Below are 15,351 nucleotides of genomic sequence, written 5' to 3' on the forward strand. Positions count from 1 at the left end.
TACCTGACACTTCCATTACTTGACGGCACCTTTTAACAGGTGCTATTAATAGCACCATTTACAGTAGGAGCTGATGATGCAAACCAAATTCTCTGAAGACGTGGTGCCGTTATCGGATTTAAAAATAAACCCCGGTAAAGTGGTAACGCAAACCAATAGTACCCACCGGCCAGTGCTGCTTACCAGCCGCGGCCGCGGCGTTGCCGTGGTGCAGGCACTGGAAGATTACGAAAACACTGCTGAAGAATTGCGCTTTGTTAAAGCCATTGCCATCGGCCTGGCGGATATTCGTGATGGCAACACTGTTACTGCAGAACAGGCTAAACAGCTGCTGGGGATCAGCTGAGTGAAGTTGGAGCTTGCTCAGTCGGCGATGTCTGACTTATTGACAATAAAAGCCTGGTACCTGGAGCAAGGCGTACCGCATATTGGCCAGCAGTTTGTTACAGATATTTTGGCCGCAGCACAGCGCCTTACCGCTCAGCCAGATTCCGGCCGGATAGTGCCGGAGTTTAATCAGGCCAATATCCGTGAAATTATCCTGCCGCCATTTCGTGTGGTGTATCTGCGCGAAGCAGACTGCATTAGCCTGATCCGCGTCTGGCGCAGCGAGCGCCTGCTGCAACTGCCTTAAACATCAACACGCCCTAGCATTCATTGCTCGGTAAACTGCTTTAATGCCTGTAAGCGCTCGTCCCATTGTGCTTCCAGCGCGGTAATAAATACCCTGCTCTGTGCCAGTGTGGCGGCATCCAGCTGCACTTTTACTTCACGCCCGGCCGGGTGCAACTGTACTACTTTTGCTGACACCAGTGCCTGAATTTGCTTACGGGCGCCCTGGCGGCTAATGCCGAGATCTTTAGACAGTTCCCCCAGGCACAGTGCTGCACCATTCGATAAGCGCTGCACTATCTGCAACCGTACCGGGTCGCCCAATGCTTTAAATATCTGCGCTATGGCTAGCTGAGTCACTTGCCCTCCTCACTGAAGTATTGTTGTAACCGCGCCAGCATAAAGTCCCAGCCATTGCTGTTTTGTGCCAGGCTGCTTGCGGCGATGTCCGGCGGTAAATCGGCAAAGCCGGTTTCAGTTAAGCTGACTTTGCAGCGGCCCGGTTCCAGCTCTGTAATACGAAACTCGACCAGAGTATGCGGCACAGTGAGTACTTCACCGATGAAATTATTGCCGCCTGGCACCCAACGATAGGCAAAGTAGTTGTAAGGGCTGGCCGCTTCGATATAAACACTGCTTCTGTGTTTTTCACCAAAGCTGAATATGGCTTGTGCCCCCTGTCGGTATTCACCTGTTAACGTATCGGGAAACCACTTTACCACCTGCTCCGGCGTGGCAATGGCGTTGTATATGCGCTCTGCTGTGGCGTTAATAGTAAGGTCGCGCTGAATAGTGTTTTGCATAAGTTGCTCCATAGCTAGGTTTATCTTAACTGCGGTTTAACTAAAGCACAGCACAACCAAACATGCAACTAAATGGTTGCATGTTTTTTTGACAATACTTTATTTGCCATGTCGAATTTTCCCGCTATGGTACGACTAAGCCCTACTACCACTTAGCTAACAGGAGAACCCCAATGAGCACAGAACAAGCTGTTAAAGGCCCGGCGTCTTACTTTCCGTCGATTGAAAAAAACTACGGCCAGAGCATACAACACTGGTTAACCTTACTGGATAACGTGAAGGATCAGCCGCATATGGCTCAGGTAGGTTTTTTAAAAACGCAGCATGGCATTGGCCACGGCCACGCTAATGCGCTGGTTGCATATTATCGCGCACAGAAATAGGCACACTTTAACCCGACCCGGCCCTGCCATTTTTGCCCTTTGGCGACACATCAAGCTTAAATATGTTTTACTGTGCCCTATTGTCTAACAACATCTCCAGATGTTGCTGATGTAGCCGAACCGGGAGGGCATTGATGGCTGAACGTGGGATCACTTACTCTATTGCTGTAATTGGCAGCGGTATGGCAGGGTTAGCGGCGGCTTATCGGGCGCGCTGTGCCGGCCATAATGTTACTGTATTTGAAACACACAACAGCCATGGTATGGATGCCCACCGCCTTAGCGTAAACGGCGGCCTGGTGGATGTGCCTCTGCGCGTAATGAGCCCCGACAGCTGGCCCAGCCTGCTTGCGCTGGCCAAAGAAGTTGGCGTAGGCACTTTTAACGTGCAAACCCATACCTCCTGTAGCTGGACTAACCGCCATACCTGGTTTCGCAGTGGCGAAGTACCACTGCTGGGCTGGCCCTGTATTGGTTCGTGGCGCTATCTGAACCGCAACGCTCTGCGTATTGGGTTGGGTATCTGGCAGCTGCGGCGGTTAACCCGCCAGCTTGAGCACCATAGCAACGATGCCACGTTGCACGATACTGCGCTGAAAAATGCTACGCTGGCTGACATTTTACAGCAACACCGCTTTGACCCACTGTTTTGGCGCGGCCTGGTGTTGCCAATCCTAACCACTATTTGCACTTGTGAAGAAAAATACCTGCTTAACTGGCCGGCAGCGCAGTTATTGTTATTACTGAATGGCATTTTGTACAGCAGCCAGCTTTGCCGGCTGGAAGGCGGCACTTCAGCACTGGTGCAGGCGTTGGCTAAAGGCCTGCTTTTGCATAGTGGCAGCCCTGTGGTACAGGTTAAAACAGGCGAACAAGGGGTAAAAGTTTATAACCAACGTGGCGATGGGGGCGTGTTTGACCGGGTAATTGTTGCCACCCAGGCTAACCAGCTAAGCTTTTTGGATGACGCCCAGTTTGGCGCTGAACGCGAAATGCTGCAACACATTGGTTTTGATTCAGGCGAGCTTTGGGTGCATCAGGACAGCCGCTTTATGCCGTTAAAACAACAAGACTGGACCGCACTGAATTTTCAGCTGGATAAAACTCTAACAAAGCCGATGTTTACTGTCTGGGTTAACCAGGTTGAACCGACGCTACAAAACTGTGCGCCGGTGTTTCAAACCTGGAACCCGTTGTTTGAACCAAAGCCGGATACCGTACTAGCACGGATACCGCTACAGCGCGCTGTTGTTACCCCAGGCACGGCACAGGTGCATAAGGCCCTTAAACAATGGCATCGCCAAAGCGGCCGCCAGGTGTTTTTTTGTGGCTCCTGGGCCTATGAGGGCGTGCCGCTGCTGGAATCGGCCGTACGCTCGGCCAATGCTGTGGTAGATATTATTAATCAGCCCGTTGCACCGCAGCCGTAGCAACCACCCGCCAGATAGTATTGGACAGATCGTCAGCAACAATTAATGCACCTCTTGGATCTACTGTTACTCCGACAGGTCGGCCACGGGTCTTACCATCTTCGCCAAGAAAGCCAGTGACAAAATCTACCGGTGGCCCGGCGGGCACACCATTACTAAACGGTACGAATACCACTTTGTAGCCCACCGGATTGTTACGGTTCCAGCTACCATGCTCACCAATAAATACCCCTTCTGCGAATTCGGTTCCCATGGCGGCTGCAGAGAAATCAAGCCCAAGCGCAGCTACGTGCGAGCCCAGCGCATAATCAGGCTTGATAGCCGACGCCACTTTTTTTGGATCTTGCGGCCGCACCCGCTCGTCAACATTCTGACCCCAATAGCTGTAGGGCCAGCCGTAAAAAGCCCCCTCTTTAACTGTCGTCAGATAATCAGGCACCAGGTTTGGCCCAATCTCGTCACGCTCATTCACTACTGCCCACAATTGACCATTTTCTGGTTGTATAGTGAGCGCAGTTGGATTACGTAAGCCGGTGGCGTAAGGCCGGTGAGCCCCGGTTTGAGCATCTACTTGCCAGATCATCGCACGGTCAGCCTCCGCTACCATGCCCCGCTCTGTAATATTGCTGTTAGAGCCAATGCCAACATAAAGAAAACGCCCATCGGCACTCGCTGCCAAAGCTTTGGTCCAGTGATGATTGATTAGTGATGGCAGATCGGTCACTTTAACCGGTGGCGCTGTAGCTTCTGTCTGGCCTTCTTGATAATCGAAGCGCACCAGAGCGTCCTGGTTAGCGACATACAGCGTGTTATCAACCAGCGCCAGCCCGTACGGAGCGTTAAGGTTGTCAGCAAATACGGTGCGAAACTCATAACGTCCGTCGCCATCGGCATCGCGTAATAAGGTCAAGCGATCCCCGCTTTCAACGCTGGTTGTGCCTTTTGATTTAATGTAACCGGCTATCACATCTTTGGGTTTTAGCGCCGATGCATTGCCCCCTTTACCTTCGGCGATCAAAATATCGCCATTGGGAAGCAGCAGCATCTGCCGTGGTACCTTCAGATCAGTAGCTATAGCTGAGATAGTATAGCCTTCAGGCACTGTCGGCTGCAGATCGCCCCATGGCGCCGGTTGTGCAATTGTCATATCGGGCAATAGCCCATGCTTTGGCTTTGGTAATATTGGCTCAGCGCCATGTTGCGCCGAACCCGGCTCATCGTTGCCGCATGCACTCAAAACCCCGGCAAGGACAATAGTAGTTAACCAAGGTATATATACATGGATCTTCTTCATCTTCTACCTCCCACGCCAAATGTGGCAAAGCCAAGCCAGACCGATGCGCAGCTGAGCAAGACTACCACCACAGAAAGAATCAGGCCGCCTGGCATAGTGGCCCAGGCATCTCTGGCATGGATTAACGAATTCAACAAGCCCAGCACCCATGTAGCTAACAAAAGCAGGGTATAAATAACTGAATACTTGCCTTTATGACCGCTGCGAAACAAATTGAGGATGGCCCATAATAGGATAATACCGCCAAAGATTAGGCCGCCTGTAATCAGCCAGGAAGCAAAGTTAACCCACTGAATCTGGTAGCTTGATGCATAGGCAAGGTCGCTTAACAAACCACAAAAAAATAAGGCAAAGGCTGCGGCAAGCAGCACTCCATGGACTGAATGAAGCCTGGGTGGATATATTTGATCATTGCTGACAGTCACAATTTCCTCCTCACTTTTTATTTACAAATAAGTGTAGCAGCCGAAGCAGAAAGTGCTGAATTAACCGGCAATCCTGCCCCCGGCCGGGGAATTTTCATAACGGTAATACAAGTGCTGTAAAACAGATTTAACAGCCTCTGCTGCAGATATGCGCTATTTAGCCTCACCGGTTACATTTGGTGTTATAGTTTCGCCAGCCCCCATTAGCGCAAGATTTGAGTATGAAGCTGGATAAAGCAAAAAAACGCATTGCAAAGCAGATAAGCAAAGGCTTTGACGGTTACCCGCATATTTCATTGGCCTATTTTGGTGCCACAGCCGATTGCGCCACTGAAGTGGTAGTGAGTTTTATGTCTGCTGAGGGTGAAGCACCGCAACAGCAACGCTTTGTTAGTACGCAGGATGTGCGCGAAGATGAAACTATTCAGTCTGTGCTGGTGAAAATAATAGAGCGCGCTAATGCCAATACCGTAACCGAAGTTGCCGGCGTGGCCATTAAATGATAACGCTAGCTGTCAAGCTGCGTCGTTACAATAGAAACACTGGCTAATTGTTACCTCTGTGTTTACAATCTCAGTGTTTTTCCGTTAACAAGCCTTAATATGCCAGGTCTGGATTTACCCACATTAATCGTTCTGACACTGACAATTAACCTGTTAGTGGCCGGTTATATGGCGTTACTGGCCAAATTACAGCCGCAGCAAAGCGCATTTTGGCATTGGGCGCTGTCATGCCTGATTTTTGTTGTCGCCAGCCTGTTGGCAGCTAGCCGCTTGCATCATGTGCCACCTATGTTCAGTGTGTTGTTGGCGCATGCGCTGCTGGCACTGCCGCCTCTGCTGGTGGGTACCGGTTTAATCCGGTTTATCCGCGGCCCTTTAGCAGCGCAGCCGCTAAAAGCCATTGCCATTTGTGCCACAGTGTATTTGCTGCTATTAAGCGCCAGTTACACGGTTTCACACAGTACTGCCGTTCTTAATGCTATTGCCATTACCGCCAGTTGTATCTGGTGTATTCGGTTGCTGCAAGCCTTAACAAAGCCGCAATTCGCCAGCCGGTTGCTGCAAAGTGTGCTGGCGCTACACGCCTTAACCATGCTGGCAGAAATCTATCTGTATCTTAGCCACTGGCACACAGCGTTACCGCAGCAAGCGGTAACCTTATTACAACTGATTTTACTCAGCCATATTCTGCTTACCACCGTTGCAGCGGTGCTGCTGCCATTATTGTTTTTTATCGCCCGTGAACAGTTGCTAATGCAACAAGCTGATTTAGACGAGCTAACGCTGCTACCAAACCGGCGGCATTTTTTGCGCGAATCGTCAGCGTATCTGGCGCAAGATGGTGCTAATGCGCAGTTGGCGGTAATGATGCTGGATCTGGATCATTTTAAAAGCATTAATGACACCTTTGGCCATGCCGTGGGAGATACGGCGTTAAAGCAGGTCGCGCAAATTTTGACACAGGTGCTGCGTAAAACAGATTTAATCGGCCGTATGGGCGGAGAGGAATTTGCCATAGTGATGCCCAATACTTCAGAGGCAGAAGCCCGCTGTATTGGCCAGCGCCTGCGTCAGCAAGTTGAGCAGCACGCAGGTATGGTTGATGGTAAACCACTTAACCTGACCATCAGTATTGGTGCAACCTATGTTCAGCAGTTCAGTGGCCTGGATTTCCAAACCTTGCTAAAACAAGCCGACGAAGCATTGTATGAAGCCAAACGTAGCGGGCGCAATACCGTTACCTTTTACAGCGCCCGCTGATAGCCGCTTTATTCAGCTGCAGTAACGTCCTGCTCTTTAACCAGCCATACCGACAGCGCACCCAGCACCATAGCAGCACCAGCCAACATCACGATATATACTGCCTGGTTTTGGAATACTGAGCCTAAGATCCAACCGGCAATTAAACCGGAGATAATCTGCGGTGCCGCAATAGTAAAGTTAAAAATACCCATATAAACGCCGGTTTTATTTGCCGGTAAGGCACCGGCCAGTATTGCATATGGCATGGCCAGAATAGCCGCCCAGGCAATACCCACGCCCAGCATCGGGATCATCAGGCCAAGTGCGCCTTTGGGTATTTCTACCTGAGTAATCAGCAGGTTTACATGGGTCATCGTCGGGTCGGTAAATAGCACAAAGCTTAAATAACCCAGGCCGCCGGCCAACAGCGATATTGAATAAACAAACTTGCGGCCAAACAGGTTAGCCAATTTGGCCATGACTAATGAAAACAACACGGCAAACAGCGAGTAACCGGCATATAAAATACCTACCCAGTCACCGGCAGCGCCTTTAGCGGCAGCGATATGCACCGGTACCCCACCCATTTGGGCAATATAGGCGCCGTCATACCACTCAACGCCAACGCCCCAGGTATTTTGCGCAATAGCCGCGGGGAAATAGGTCCACATAATAAACAGAGCAAACCAGGAGAAAAACTGCACCAGCGCCAGCTGTTTCATAATGCGTGGCATGCTTTTCATCGTTTGCCAGAAATCGGTTAACTTCTCGCCCAGTGAACGCGACTGGCGCACCTGTTCAGCCAAAGCCTGCGCTTCTGAATCCAGCCCTTTATAGGCATAATATTGTTCAGGCGCATATTCTTTGGTGCGAAATACTGTCCACAGTACCGAGCCCAGCAGTACCGTAGCGCCAATATAAAATGCCCATATTACAGAAGGGGCAACCTCTCCGGCTTTAGAGGCGTTTTCCAGCCCGACCACATTGGTTAACACAAACGGCAAAATGGAGCCAAATACCGCACCAATATTGATCAGCAAGGTTTGTACTGAGTAGCCGAGGTTACGCTGCTCTGCCGGCACCATATCTGATACCAGCGAACGAAATGGCTGAAAGGTAACATTAAAAGCGGCGTCTTTAATGGCGAAGATAATCAGGCCAAATAGCATTGGCGGAATAAAAGCCACCATCATTGACGAGTTGGGCAGTAATACCATTGCGGCCGCGGCCACTAACGCGCCACCAAGCATAAACGGCAAACGGCGGCCGAGTTTATTCCAGGTACGGTCAGACGCCGCACCCACAATAGGCTGCACCAGCAAGCCCATAATAGGTGCCGCTAACCAGAATAATGACAGCGACGACAGATCTGCGCCTAAGTCTGACAAAATCCGGCTAACGTTACCGTTTTGCAGCGCAAAACCAATTTGTACACCAAGAAAGCCGAAACTGAGGTTCCAGATCTGCCAGAAAGAGAGCTTAGGTTGTTTCATTACAGGTCCCCGGATATTTTTATTCTATTATGATGCTTCTTATGTTGGCCTAAACTACACGATAGCAGCCATTTTGCGCAAAACTGTGCATACGTATTCATCTTGTTGTTGCACTGTTTTGGCGTTATTACCAACCTTTAATTAGCAAAAATGCACCATATTGCTGCGCTGTGCTAAATACTGGCACGCTGCATAAAATAATACTCTGACGGGGATGCAATGAAAGCTTTTACCTTAAGCGCACTGGCGCTGTCTTTATTACTGGCCGGTTGTAAGCCTGCGCCAACCAGCGATACGGAACCCAATACTGTACAAACTGTAACCGCCGTGCAGCAAAGTGCGGTGACTAAAGAAAGTGCAGCAGCTAAAGACTGGTGGCAGGATGCGGTGTTTTATCAAATCTGGCCGCGCAGTTTTTATGATACCAGCGGCGATGGTCATGGCGACTTTAACGGCATGACCGCCAAACTGCCCTATTTGCAGGAGCTGGGTGTAAATGCATTGTGGCTAACGCCAATGTTTGAGGCTCCTTCCTACCACGGCTACGACTTTACCGAGTTTTATCAGGTAGAAAGTGATTACGGCACTATGGCTGAGTTTGAAGCTTTTATTCAGGCCGCTGATGCCAAAGGCATGAAGGTGATCCTGGATCTGGTGATTAACCATATCTCCAGTGAACATGACTGGTTTAAACGCTCGGCGGCCGGTGAAGCACCGTACAAAGATTACTTTGTCTGGCGTGATGATATGCCGCCAGCAGGCAGTGGCTGGGGCAATGCCTGGAGCGACAATGATAAACCCGAAGCCGTATGGCACTATAACGACACCCGCAAAGCCTGGTATTACGCCGCTTTTGGCGCCAGCCAGCCCGATTTAAACCTGCGCCACCCCGACGTTATTGCCGAAATGGAAAAAATGGCCAAATTCTGGCTGGATAAAGGCGTGGCAGGCTTTCGCCTGGATGCCGTACGTTTTGCAATGGAGGGCGGCCCGGATGCCCAGGCCGACACCGATGAAACTATCGCCTACTGGCAGGATTTTAATCAGTACGTAAAAAGCGTTAACCCGGAAGCGTATTTAGTCGGCGAAGCCTGGGTAGATATTCCGGTAGCGGCGCGCTACTACGGCGGGGGTAAAGGCCTGGACCAGGGTTTTGATTTTGAAGTCGGCTATAAAATTCTTGGCTTACTGCAACCCAACGCCGGCAGCGAAGCCCAGTTTGGCACTATGCAATCCAATGCTAAGCAAGTGGCGGATGCGTCTGTGCTACAGCAGAACGTGCAGCAACGCAGCGACTCTGTTGCCCCACTGCACTTTTTTGCGCCGTTTTTAACCAATCACGATCAAGAGCGGATCGCCTATCAGCTAAAACAGCATGATGCCAAAGCTAAACTGGCAGCAGCTATGTTGTTTAGCTCACCCGGCACACCTTACATTTACTACGGTGAAGAAATTGGCTTAACCCAGGATCGCAGTGGCCACGACGTCTTTAAACGCGCGCCTATGCAGTGGGATAACAGCAAACAGGCCGGCTTTACCAAAGCGGACAGCAGTTGGGTAGAGCAAATGGACCTGTTTGGTGAAGGTTTTCCTAACTGGTGGCCGGATTTTCTGGCTAAGCAACTGCAGGCAGAAGATCGCAGCGTAGCCGCACAACAGGCACAGCCAGATTCTATCTGGCAACTGTACAAGCTGTTAATTGCGCAGAAAAAACAGCGGCCAGAGCTGGGTACTGACGGTAGCTATGCTGTGACGCAATTGGCAAATGGTGTGGTGCAAATTAGCCGTGAGCTAAACGGCAGTAAAACGCTGTTTGTGCTTAACCTGAGCGACAGCGCGCAGGATATCAGCGCTATTAACCGTGACGGTTTAACCACCAACTGGGCCTTTGATCTGGATGGCAATACACTGGCAGCAAACGGCCTGTTGCTACTGCAAAGCGCGCCCTGAAGTTTACAGACTCTCCCTAAAACCGCCGGCTAGTTTAGCGGCGGTTTTCTTTAAGCTTGCCAACTCCGTATTGTTAATTTACTGTACCTACTAAATTAACAAGGAGTGTCTATGAAACCTTTTCTGATTTTACTCAGCAGCTTACTGCTGGCTACTACCACGCAGGCTGAGTCGGCAAAAACAAAAACCGGCCCGGAATTATTACCGGCGTTTTCCAGCGCCAGCTCGCTAAAACAAAACTTCAGCTGTTATGGTGGCCCTTTTAGCAGCTATGATAGTTGGCTGGCTATGCTAAGTAAAAAGCCAAAATTTAATGCTGACGCTTTTGTAAAACGTTTTGCCAGAGCAGATATCGAAAGGCGCCAGCAACAGATAGATTGCCGGATTTTCGTTTACGAATCTGATGGACACCTGGTGGAAGGGGTGATGTTACAACCCCGAACAGCAACCACGGTCACTGAAAAGTTGCCAGTTGTCATTTACAACCGGGGCGGTAATGCCAAATTCGGTTATTGGATGTATCCCGCTATTCACATTGCACTAATGCCCCTCGCGGAACAGGGTTATATTGTGGTCGCCAGCCAGTATCGCGGTGCATCAAGCTTTCCTTCTGGCATAACAGCGCAACCATTGCTGGATCAGTTTGGCGGTAATGATGTTAACGATATTAAAAACCTGCTGCCAATTATTCAGGGTATGCCAGATACTGACAGCGGCCGGATTGCGATGAAAGGCGCCAGCCGTGGCGGCATGATGAGTTATCTGGCGGCGCGTGATATGCCGCAGCTTAAAGCACTGATTGTAGAAGCTGGCGTTGCAGAACTCGAAAGCCACCTGGTACACCGGCCTGATATGGAAAAAAATGTCTATAGTCTTTATATGCCGAACTACACCACTGAAAAAAAACAACTTTTAAAGGCGCGTTCAGTTTTAGATTGGCTGGATAAGCTGCCGCCTCAGCTACCGATATTACTGCTGCACGGCGATAAAGATGTTCGGGTTGAAGTGACTCAATCACAAATGCTGGCAAAAGCCCTAGCAGAAAAAGGCCATCCGCATAAACTTGTGGTATACCCGGGTGCAGATCATGGTATGCAGCCCAACCGCGCTGAAGCCGATGCCGAAACTGCGGCCTGGTTAAAAAAATATCTATAAGCCACTCTGCCTGACTATAGCCTGTTTACTATCTGGATAAATGTAGTAAAAAACTACTGCACCGTGGCAAACCTCAGTGCAGTTGTATTGCACTAAGGCTTTTGCGGTAAGGTAATTACCGTTGAAATAGGAAAATGATCGGAAATATACACGCCGGCAATACCTAGTTGATAAGTGCGGTAGTTATGGCTTTTTAAGCCGTTGCTGATAAAAATATAGTCGATGCGGTCGCGGCCGCTGTCGCCTGCGGCGAACCCGTTATAGGTACCAACATCTTCTGCATTTGCCAGGGTTGCGGTATCGGTCAACGGCAGCAAGCGGCCAGAGGTGAGCGTTTTGTAAGCTACGCTATTGTTCAGCATATTAAAATCGCCCAGTAAAATAACCGGTTTGTTACCCGCAATAGCCGGAATATGTGTCAGCAAAAATTCAGCACTTTTTTGCCGGGCCACATCGCTTACATGGCTAAAATGCACATTAAATACAAAGAAGTCAGCGCCGTCTTTTTCAAAATGCCCCCAGCTGGCAACGCGGGGAAGCTGGGCCTGCCAGCCGATTGAGCCGGCAACATCGGGTGTTTCAGATAACCAAAAGTTGCCGCCATCCAGTTTTTTAATGGTGTTTTTATTATAAAACAACGGCACAAACTCACCGGCAATAACGCCATCGTCTCTGCCAACACCAATGTAGCGGTAATCAGGCAATTGCTCGTTTAACCAGCTAAGTTGATGGTGCAACACTTCCTGTAAACCCAGCACATCAGGCTGCAGCGTTTTTAAGTGGGTATAAATCAGGTGTTGCCTGTTTGGCCAGGCATTAATTGCATCGGCCGGGTTGTCGTAGCGAATATTAAAGCTTTCAACAACCAGGCTGGTGGCGCTTACTTTTACCAGCATGCTGCAACCAGTAAATATACTGAACAACAAAACAAACTTAATGGCTTTTATCATAACGACTCTTTTTGTTTTGACAGAGGTAATTATTGTAGGGAAGCAGTATTGCGCCATTGTGAAAGTAACACAACCATACTAAAAGCGCATAGGCGCAAGCCTTTGTCAGCGCTACACTAAGTTTATCCCTTAGCGGCTTTTATAGCGGATGCTGTTATGTCTGACCGGTCCCACCTGTTTTCCCTGCGTGCTGGCCATGCCCTGCGCGAAGTACTGGCAGAAGGTTATAGCCTGAATAAACTCGGTAAAGACCTGCTGGCTGGCATTACCGTAGGCATTATTGCCATACCGCTGGCGATGGCGCTGGCCATTGCCTCCGGCGTGGCGCCACAATACGGCTTGTACACAGCTATTATCGCCGGTTTGGTTATTGCGCTAACCGGTGGCTCGCGCTACAGCATTAGCGGCCCCACCGCAGCCTTTGTAGTTATTTTATATCCGGTGGCATTAAAGTATGGTTTAAGCGGCTTGCTTATTGCCACCGTGCTATCCGGTGTTTTGCTGCTGGTTATGGCTTTTATGCGGCTGGGACGGCTAATTGAGTATATTCCCGAATCCGTTACTTTAGGCTTTACCGGCGGCATTGCCGTGGTTATTGCCACCCTACAAGTTAAAGATTTTTTTGGCCTGCCAATAGCGGCTATGCCAGAGCACTTTGTCGACAAACTGCTGATACTGGGGCAAATGCTACCGCAATTATCCTGGCCCAGCTTGCTGGTTGCCGTGGTAACACTGGCCGTAATGCTGCTATGGCCGAAACTAAAAACCATCATACCGGCGCATTTACCTGCACTGTTTATTGGCACCTTACTGGCATTATTGCTACTGGGTTTTGGTGCTGAGCTGGACACCATAGGTTCGCGCTTTAGTTACACCACAGCCGATGGAGCCAGCGGCAGCGGTATTCCGCCCTACCTGCCTTATTTTGACTGGCCCTGGCTGCGCCCCGGCCCCGATGGCGAACTGCTAGGCTTTAGCTGGCAACTGGTTAAAGACTTACTGGCAGCCGCTTTTGCTATGGCCATGCTGGGCGCTATTGAATCCCTGCTCTGTGCCGTGGTGCTGGACGGTATGTCGGGCCGGCGTCACAGCGCCAACAGTGAACTCTTCGGCCAGGGCATTGGCAATATTATTACGCCGTTTTTTGGCGGCATTACCGCCACAGCCGCACTGGCGCGTTCATCGGCCAACTTTAAAGCCGGTGCCCAGTCGCCGGTAGCGGCTATGGTACATGCACTGGTATTACTGCTGGGGCTGGTATTGCTGGCGCCAGTGTTATCTTATGTACCCATGGCTGCGCTGGCATCACTGCTGATAATAGTAGCCTGGAATATGAGCGAAGCGCCAAAAGCGGTGCACTTACTGAAAACCGCCCCACGTAGCGATATCTGGGTATTTATCACCTGTTTTTCCCTTACCGTGCTGTTTGATATGGTGATCGCCATTAGCGCCGGTATTTTGCTGGCAGCCTTGCTGTTTGTTAAAGAAATTGCTGAAATGAGCAAAGTGACCGATATCAGCCACAACCGTAAACAGGTTGAACAGCCGATCCCCACCGGCTGGCAGGTATTAAAGATCAGCGGGCCGCTGTTTTTTGCCGCCGCCGATCGTATTTTTGCCGATATCGCCCGCTTAAGTGAGCGCAGCCGCGGCTTGGTGCTATATATGGACGGTGTACCTTTGTTGGATGCCGGTGGCCTGGCAGCGCTGAGTAAACTGATCAGCAAGTGCCATAAAAGCAAAACCCAGCTGGTAATAGCCGATTTACAGTTTCAACCACTAAAAACCCTGGCCAAAGCCGGGGTAAAACCCGTGCCGGGCCAGCTTAGTTTTTACCCGACATTACGCGAAGCGCTGGAAACACTGTATCAGCAAGCGGCGGCGGCAGAAGATCAAGACGGCTGAGCCCCCGCCAGCGTACCCAGCAGCGGTGATAACGGCGGCTTGCTTAGCTCACGCTGCGAGAATGTCGCGCTGGTCCAGATAATACCGCTTAGCGCCAGCAGCAGAGCCAGCCAGCCGAACAGGCCCAGCCAGCGGGCTAAACTTGGCTGTTTATGTTTGGTACGCAGCCAGTGCATACGCATACCACCGGCCACCAAAATACACAAGCCGGTACCAAATAGCGCATAAATCAATTTAACTGTCAGGCCGCTAAAATTACCAAAATGCAGCGGGTCGGCCATATCTGTCAGGTAAGCCAGCGCAGCTAAATCGGCGCTGCTCTGGCTGCCCATCACATTACCCGCGCTATCCAGGTAAATACGGTTAGCCCGGTCACGTAGCAGTAAATCTCCCGCCTGGCCGCTAACCACAATCGGCGCTTTGGCATTGCGGTTATACAACACAGCGCGGATATCCAGCTGTGGCCTGTGCTGCTGGGCGATACCGGTTATTTCGGTTAGCGATAAGGGTTGTGTTGGCGCTGCGGCGCTTAATGTCGCCCTTGGCACCGACGGATAATATTGCAGCGGTGTTTTTAGCAGCCAGTGCTCGGTAAAGTACCACAGGCCGGTTAACGTCATCAGCAATACAAACCACCAGCTCCATAGACCGATAAGCTTGTGCCATGATGCCCAACTGCTGCGCACACCCCAGCGCCATTTACCGGGGTTATGTAGCCATTGCCGCCACCAGTTACGATAGACGTAAAAGCTGGAGATTAGCGAAATAAGTAGTAAAAAGCTCAGCGAAGTCACAACAACCTTGCCCACGCCTTCTACTGATAAATACATATGCAAATTGCGCAAAAAGCGTGACAACCGGCCCCAGTCACCACTGCCGGTAAGGCTGCCGCTGGCCGGATCAAAATAAGCAAAGCGAAAGCCGTCTGGCGTAGCCAGTGACGCTTCGCCCGCCAGATAAGCCTGCTGATGCACTTGTACGCTGAGCAGTTGGCTATCCGGGTAAGCAGCTGCCAGGTTTTGCTCCAGCTGTGCCCAGTTAACCGGGCCACTGCGGCTGCTAAGTGCGCGGTATTTGCTGTCGCTCAGGTACTGTATTTCGTAGCTAAGCGTGGCTAATACGCCTGTAACGCATACCAGCAGCAACAGTGCCCCCAGCACAAACCCTGCCCAGGAATGCAGTGCAAACCATTGCCGGTTAGTCATA

General features: G+C 50.6%; 16 protein-coding genes. 9 read left to right on the forward strand and 7 right to left on the reverse strand.

Annotated elements, in window-relative coordinates; genetic code table 11:
* The first annotated feature begins 76 nt into the window (after window positions 1-76).
* The gene (locus AR688_RS15580) at window positions 77-346 is read left to right on the forward strand and encodes a type II toxin-antitoxin system Phd/YefM family antitoxin (protein ID WP_068236038.1); all 270 of its coding nucleotides are present in this window, start codon (window positions 77-79) and stop codon (window positions 344-346) included.
* Complete coding sequence (locus tag AR688_RS15585; RefSeq protein WP_082694813.1) at window positions 347-634, forward strand: type II toxin-antitoxin system RelE/ParE family toxin; 288 nt, start codon at window positions 347-349, stop codon at window positions 632-634.
* A gap of 20 nt (window positions 635-654) precedes the next feature.
* Here AR688_RS15585 and AR688_RS15590 read toward each other — a convergent pair whose 3' ends face one another.
* A complete protein-coding gene (locus AR688_RS15590; RefSeq protein WP_068236045.1) occupies window positions 655-972 on the reverse strand; it encodes an ArsR/SmtB family transcription factor in 318 nt (105 codons plus the stop codon).
* Window positions 969-1,415, reverse strand: a complete 447-nt coding sequence (locus AR688_RS15595; RefSeq protein WP_068237219.1) for an SRPBCC domain-containing protein — start codon at window positions 1,413-1,415, stop codon at window positions 969-971. Before AR688_RS15595 ends, AR688_RS15590 begins: the two co-directional genes overlap by 4 nt.
* A gap of 173 nt (window positions 1,416-1,588) precedes the next feature.
* On the opposite strand from AR688_RS15595, the gene AR688_RS15600 reads away from it, so the two are divergent.
* Together AR688_RS15600 and AR688_RS15605 are read left to right on the forward strand one after the other, a co-directional pair.
* Window positions 1,589-1,798 (forward strand): DUF4287 domain-containing protein, encoded by a 210-nt coding sequence (locus AR688_RS15600; protein WP_068236047.1) that lies wholly within the window; start codon window positions 1,589-1,591, stop codon window positions 1,796-1,798.
* Between the two features lie 134 nt (window positions 1,799-1,932).
* The gene (locus AR688_RS15605) at window positions 1,933-3,228 is read left to right on the forward strand and encodes an FAD-dependent oxidoreductase (protein ID WP_068236050.1); all 1,296 of its coding nucleotides are present in this window, start codon (window positions 1,933-1,935) and stop codon (window positions 3,226-3,228) included.
* Here AR688_RS15605 and AR688_RS15610 read toward each other — a convergent pair.
* The gene (locus AR688_RS15610) at window positions 3,200-4,522 is read right to left on the reverse strand and encodes a PQQ-dependent sugar dehydrogenase (RefSeq protein ID WP_068236052.1); all 1,323 of its coding nucleotides are present in this window, start codon (window positions 4,520-4,522) and stop codon (window positions 3,200-3,202) included. The two genes, AR688_RS15605 and AR688_RS15610, sit on opposite strands and share 29 nt — an antisense overlap.
* Window positions 4,519-4,947 (reverse strand): DUF2231 domain-containing protein, encoded by a 429-nt coding sequence (locus AR688_RS15615; RefSeq protein ID WP_068236055.1) that lies wholly within the window; start codon window positions 4,945-4,947, stop codon window positions 4,519-4,521. The genes AR688_RS15610 and AR688_RS15615 overlap by 4 nt, the downstream gene beginning before the upstream one ends.
* A gap of 221 nt (window positions 4,948-5,168) precedes the next feature.
* Between AR688_RS15615 and AR688_RS15620 the strand changes: the two genes are divergently transcribed.
* Entirely contained in the window at window positions 5,169-5,450 is a 282-nt protein-coding gene (locus AR688_RS15620) for a hypothetical protein (protein WP_068236059.1), read from the forward strand.
* Between the two features lie 99 nt (window positions 5,451-5,549).
* Complete coding sequence (locus tag AR688_RS15625; protein ID WP_068236061.1) at window positions 5,550-6,710, forward strand: GGDEF domain-containing protein; 1,161 nt, start codon at window positions 5,550-5,552, stop codon at window positions 6,708-6,710.
* 8 nt (window positions 6,711-6,718) lie between these two features.
* Here AR688_RS15625 and AR688_RS15630 read toward each other — a convergent pair whose 3' ends face one another.
* On the reverse strand, window positions 6,719-8,185 hold the full coding sequence (locus AR688_RS15630) for an MFS transporter (RefSeq protein WP_068236063.1): 1,467 nt from the start codon (window positions 8,183-8,185) through the stop codon (window positions 6,719-6,721).
* A 219-nt stretch (window positions 8,186-8,404) separates the two neighbouring features.
* Between AR688_RS15630 and AR688_RS15635 the strand changes: the two genes are divergently transcribed.
* Window positions 8,405-10,135, forward strand: a complete 1,731-nt coding sequence (locus AR688_RS15635; RefSeq protein WP_068236068.1) for an alpha-amylase family glycosyl hydrolase — start codon at window positions 8,405-8,407, stop codon at window positions 10,133-10,135.
* A gap of 111 nt (window positions 10,136-10,246) precedes the next feature.
* A complete protein-coding gene (locus tag AR688_RS15640) occupies window positions 10,247-11,290 on the forward strand; it encodes an alpha/beta hydrolase family protein (protein WP_068236071.1) in 1,044 nt (347 codons plus the stop codon).
* Window positions 11,291-11,382: 92 nt separating this feature from the next.
* On the opposite strand, the gene AR688_RS15645 is transcribed toward AR688_RS15640, so the two are convergent.
* The gene (locus tag AR688_RS15645) at window positions 11,383-12,240 is read right to left on the reverse strand and encodes an endonuclease/exonuclease/phosphatase family protein (protein WP_068236075.1); all 858 of its coding nucleotides are present in this window, start codon (window positions 12,238-12,240) and stop codon (window positions 11,383-11,385) included.
* A gap of 156 nt (window positions 12,241-12,396) precedes the next feature.
* Between AR688_RS15645 and dauA the strand changes: the two genes are divergently transcribed.
* Complete coding sequence (gene dauA / locus AR688_RS15650) at window positions 12,397-14,145, forward strand: C4-dicarboxylic acid transporter DauA (protein WP_068236077.1); 1,749 nt, start codon at window positions 12,397-12,399, stop codon at window positions 14,143-14,145.
* Here the strand turns inward: dauA and AR688_RS15655 are convergent.
* Entirely contained in the window at window positions 14,133-15,350 is a 1,218-nt protein-coding gene (locus AR688_RS15655; protein WP_068236080.1) for a PepSY-associated TM helix domain-containing protein, read from the reverse strand. The two genes, dauA and AR688_RS15655, sit on opposite strands and share 13 nt — an antisense overlap.
* Window position 15,351: the final 1 nt, after the last annotated feature.

The organism is Rheinheimera sp. EpRS3 (assembly GCF_001513785.1).
Classification (GTDB): Bacteria; Pseudomonadota; Gammaproteobacteria; order Enterobacterales; family Alteromonadaceae; genus Alishewanella.

Bases quoted from the DNA above. Each gene is read 5' to 3' on its own strand.
- AR688_RS15580 (WP_068236038.1), top strand. From the start codon at position 77: ATGCAAACCAAATTCTCTGAAGACGTGGTGCCGTTATCGGATTTAAAA.
- AR688_RS15595 (WP_068237219.1), bottom strand. From the start codon at position 1,415: ATGCAAAACACTATTCAGCGCGACCTTACTATTAACGCCACAGCAGAG.
- AR688_RS15600 (WP_068236047.1), top strand. From the start codon at position 1,589: ATGAGCACAGAACAAGCTGTTAAAGGCCCGGCGTCTTACTTTCCGTCG.
- AR688_RS15605 (WP_068236050.1), top strand. From the start codon at position 1,933: ATGGCTGAACGTGGGATCACTTACTCTATTGCTGTAATTGGCAGCGGT.
- AR688_RS15610 (WP_068236052.1), bottom strand. From the start codon at position 4,522: ATGAAGAAGATCCATGTATATATACCTTGGTTAACTACTATTGTCCTT.
- AR688_RS15620 (WP_068236059.1), top strand. From the start codon at position 5,169: ATGAAGCTGGATAAAGCAAAAAAACGCATTGCAAAGCAGATAAGCAAA.
- AR688_RS15625 (WP_068236061.1), top strand. From the start codon at position 5,550: ATGCCAGGTCTGGATTTACCCACATTAATCGTTCTGACACTGACAATT.
- AR688_RS15630 (WP_068236063.1), bottom strand. From the start codon at position 8,185: ATGAAACAACCTAAGCTCTCTTTCTGGCAGATCTGGAACCTCAGTTTC.
- AR688_RS15635 (WP_068236068.1), top strand. From the start codon at position 8,405: ATGAAAGCTTTTACCTTAAGCGCACTGGCGCTGTCTTTATTACTGGCC.
- AR688_RS15640 (WP_068236071.1), top strand. From the start codon at position 10,247: ATGAAACCTTTTCTGATTTTACTCAGCAGCTTACTGCTGGCTACTACC.
- AR688_RS15645 (WP_068236075.1), bottom strand. From the start codon at position 12,240: ATGATAAAAGCCATTAAGTTTGTTTTGTTGTTCAGTATATTTACTGGT.
- dauA (WP_068236077.1), top strand. From the start codon at position 12,397: ATGTCTGACCGGTCCCACCTGTTTTCCCTGCGTGCTGGCCATGCCCTG.
- AR688_RS15655 (WP_068236080.1), bottom strand. From the start codon at position 15,350: ATGACTAACCGGCAATGGTTTGCACTGCATTCCTGGGCAGGGTTTGTG.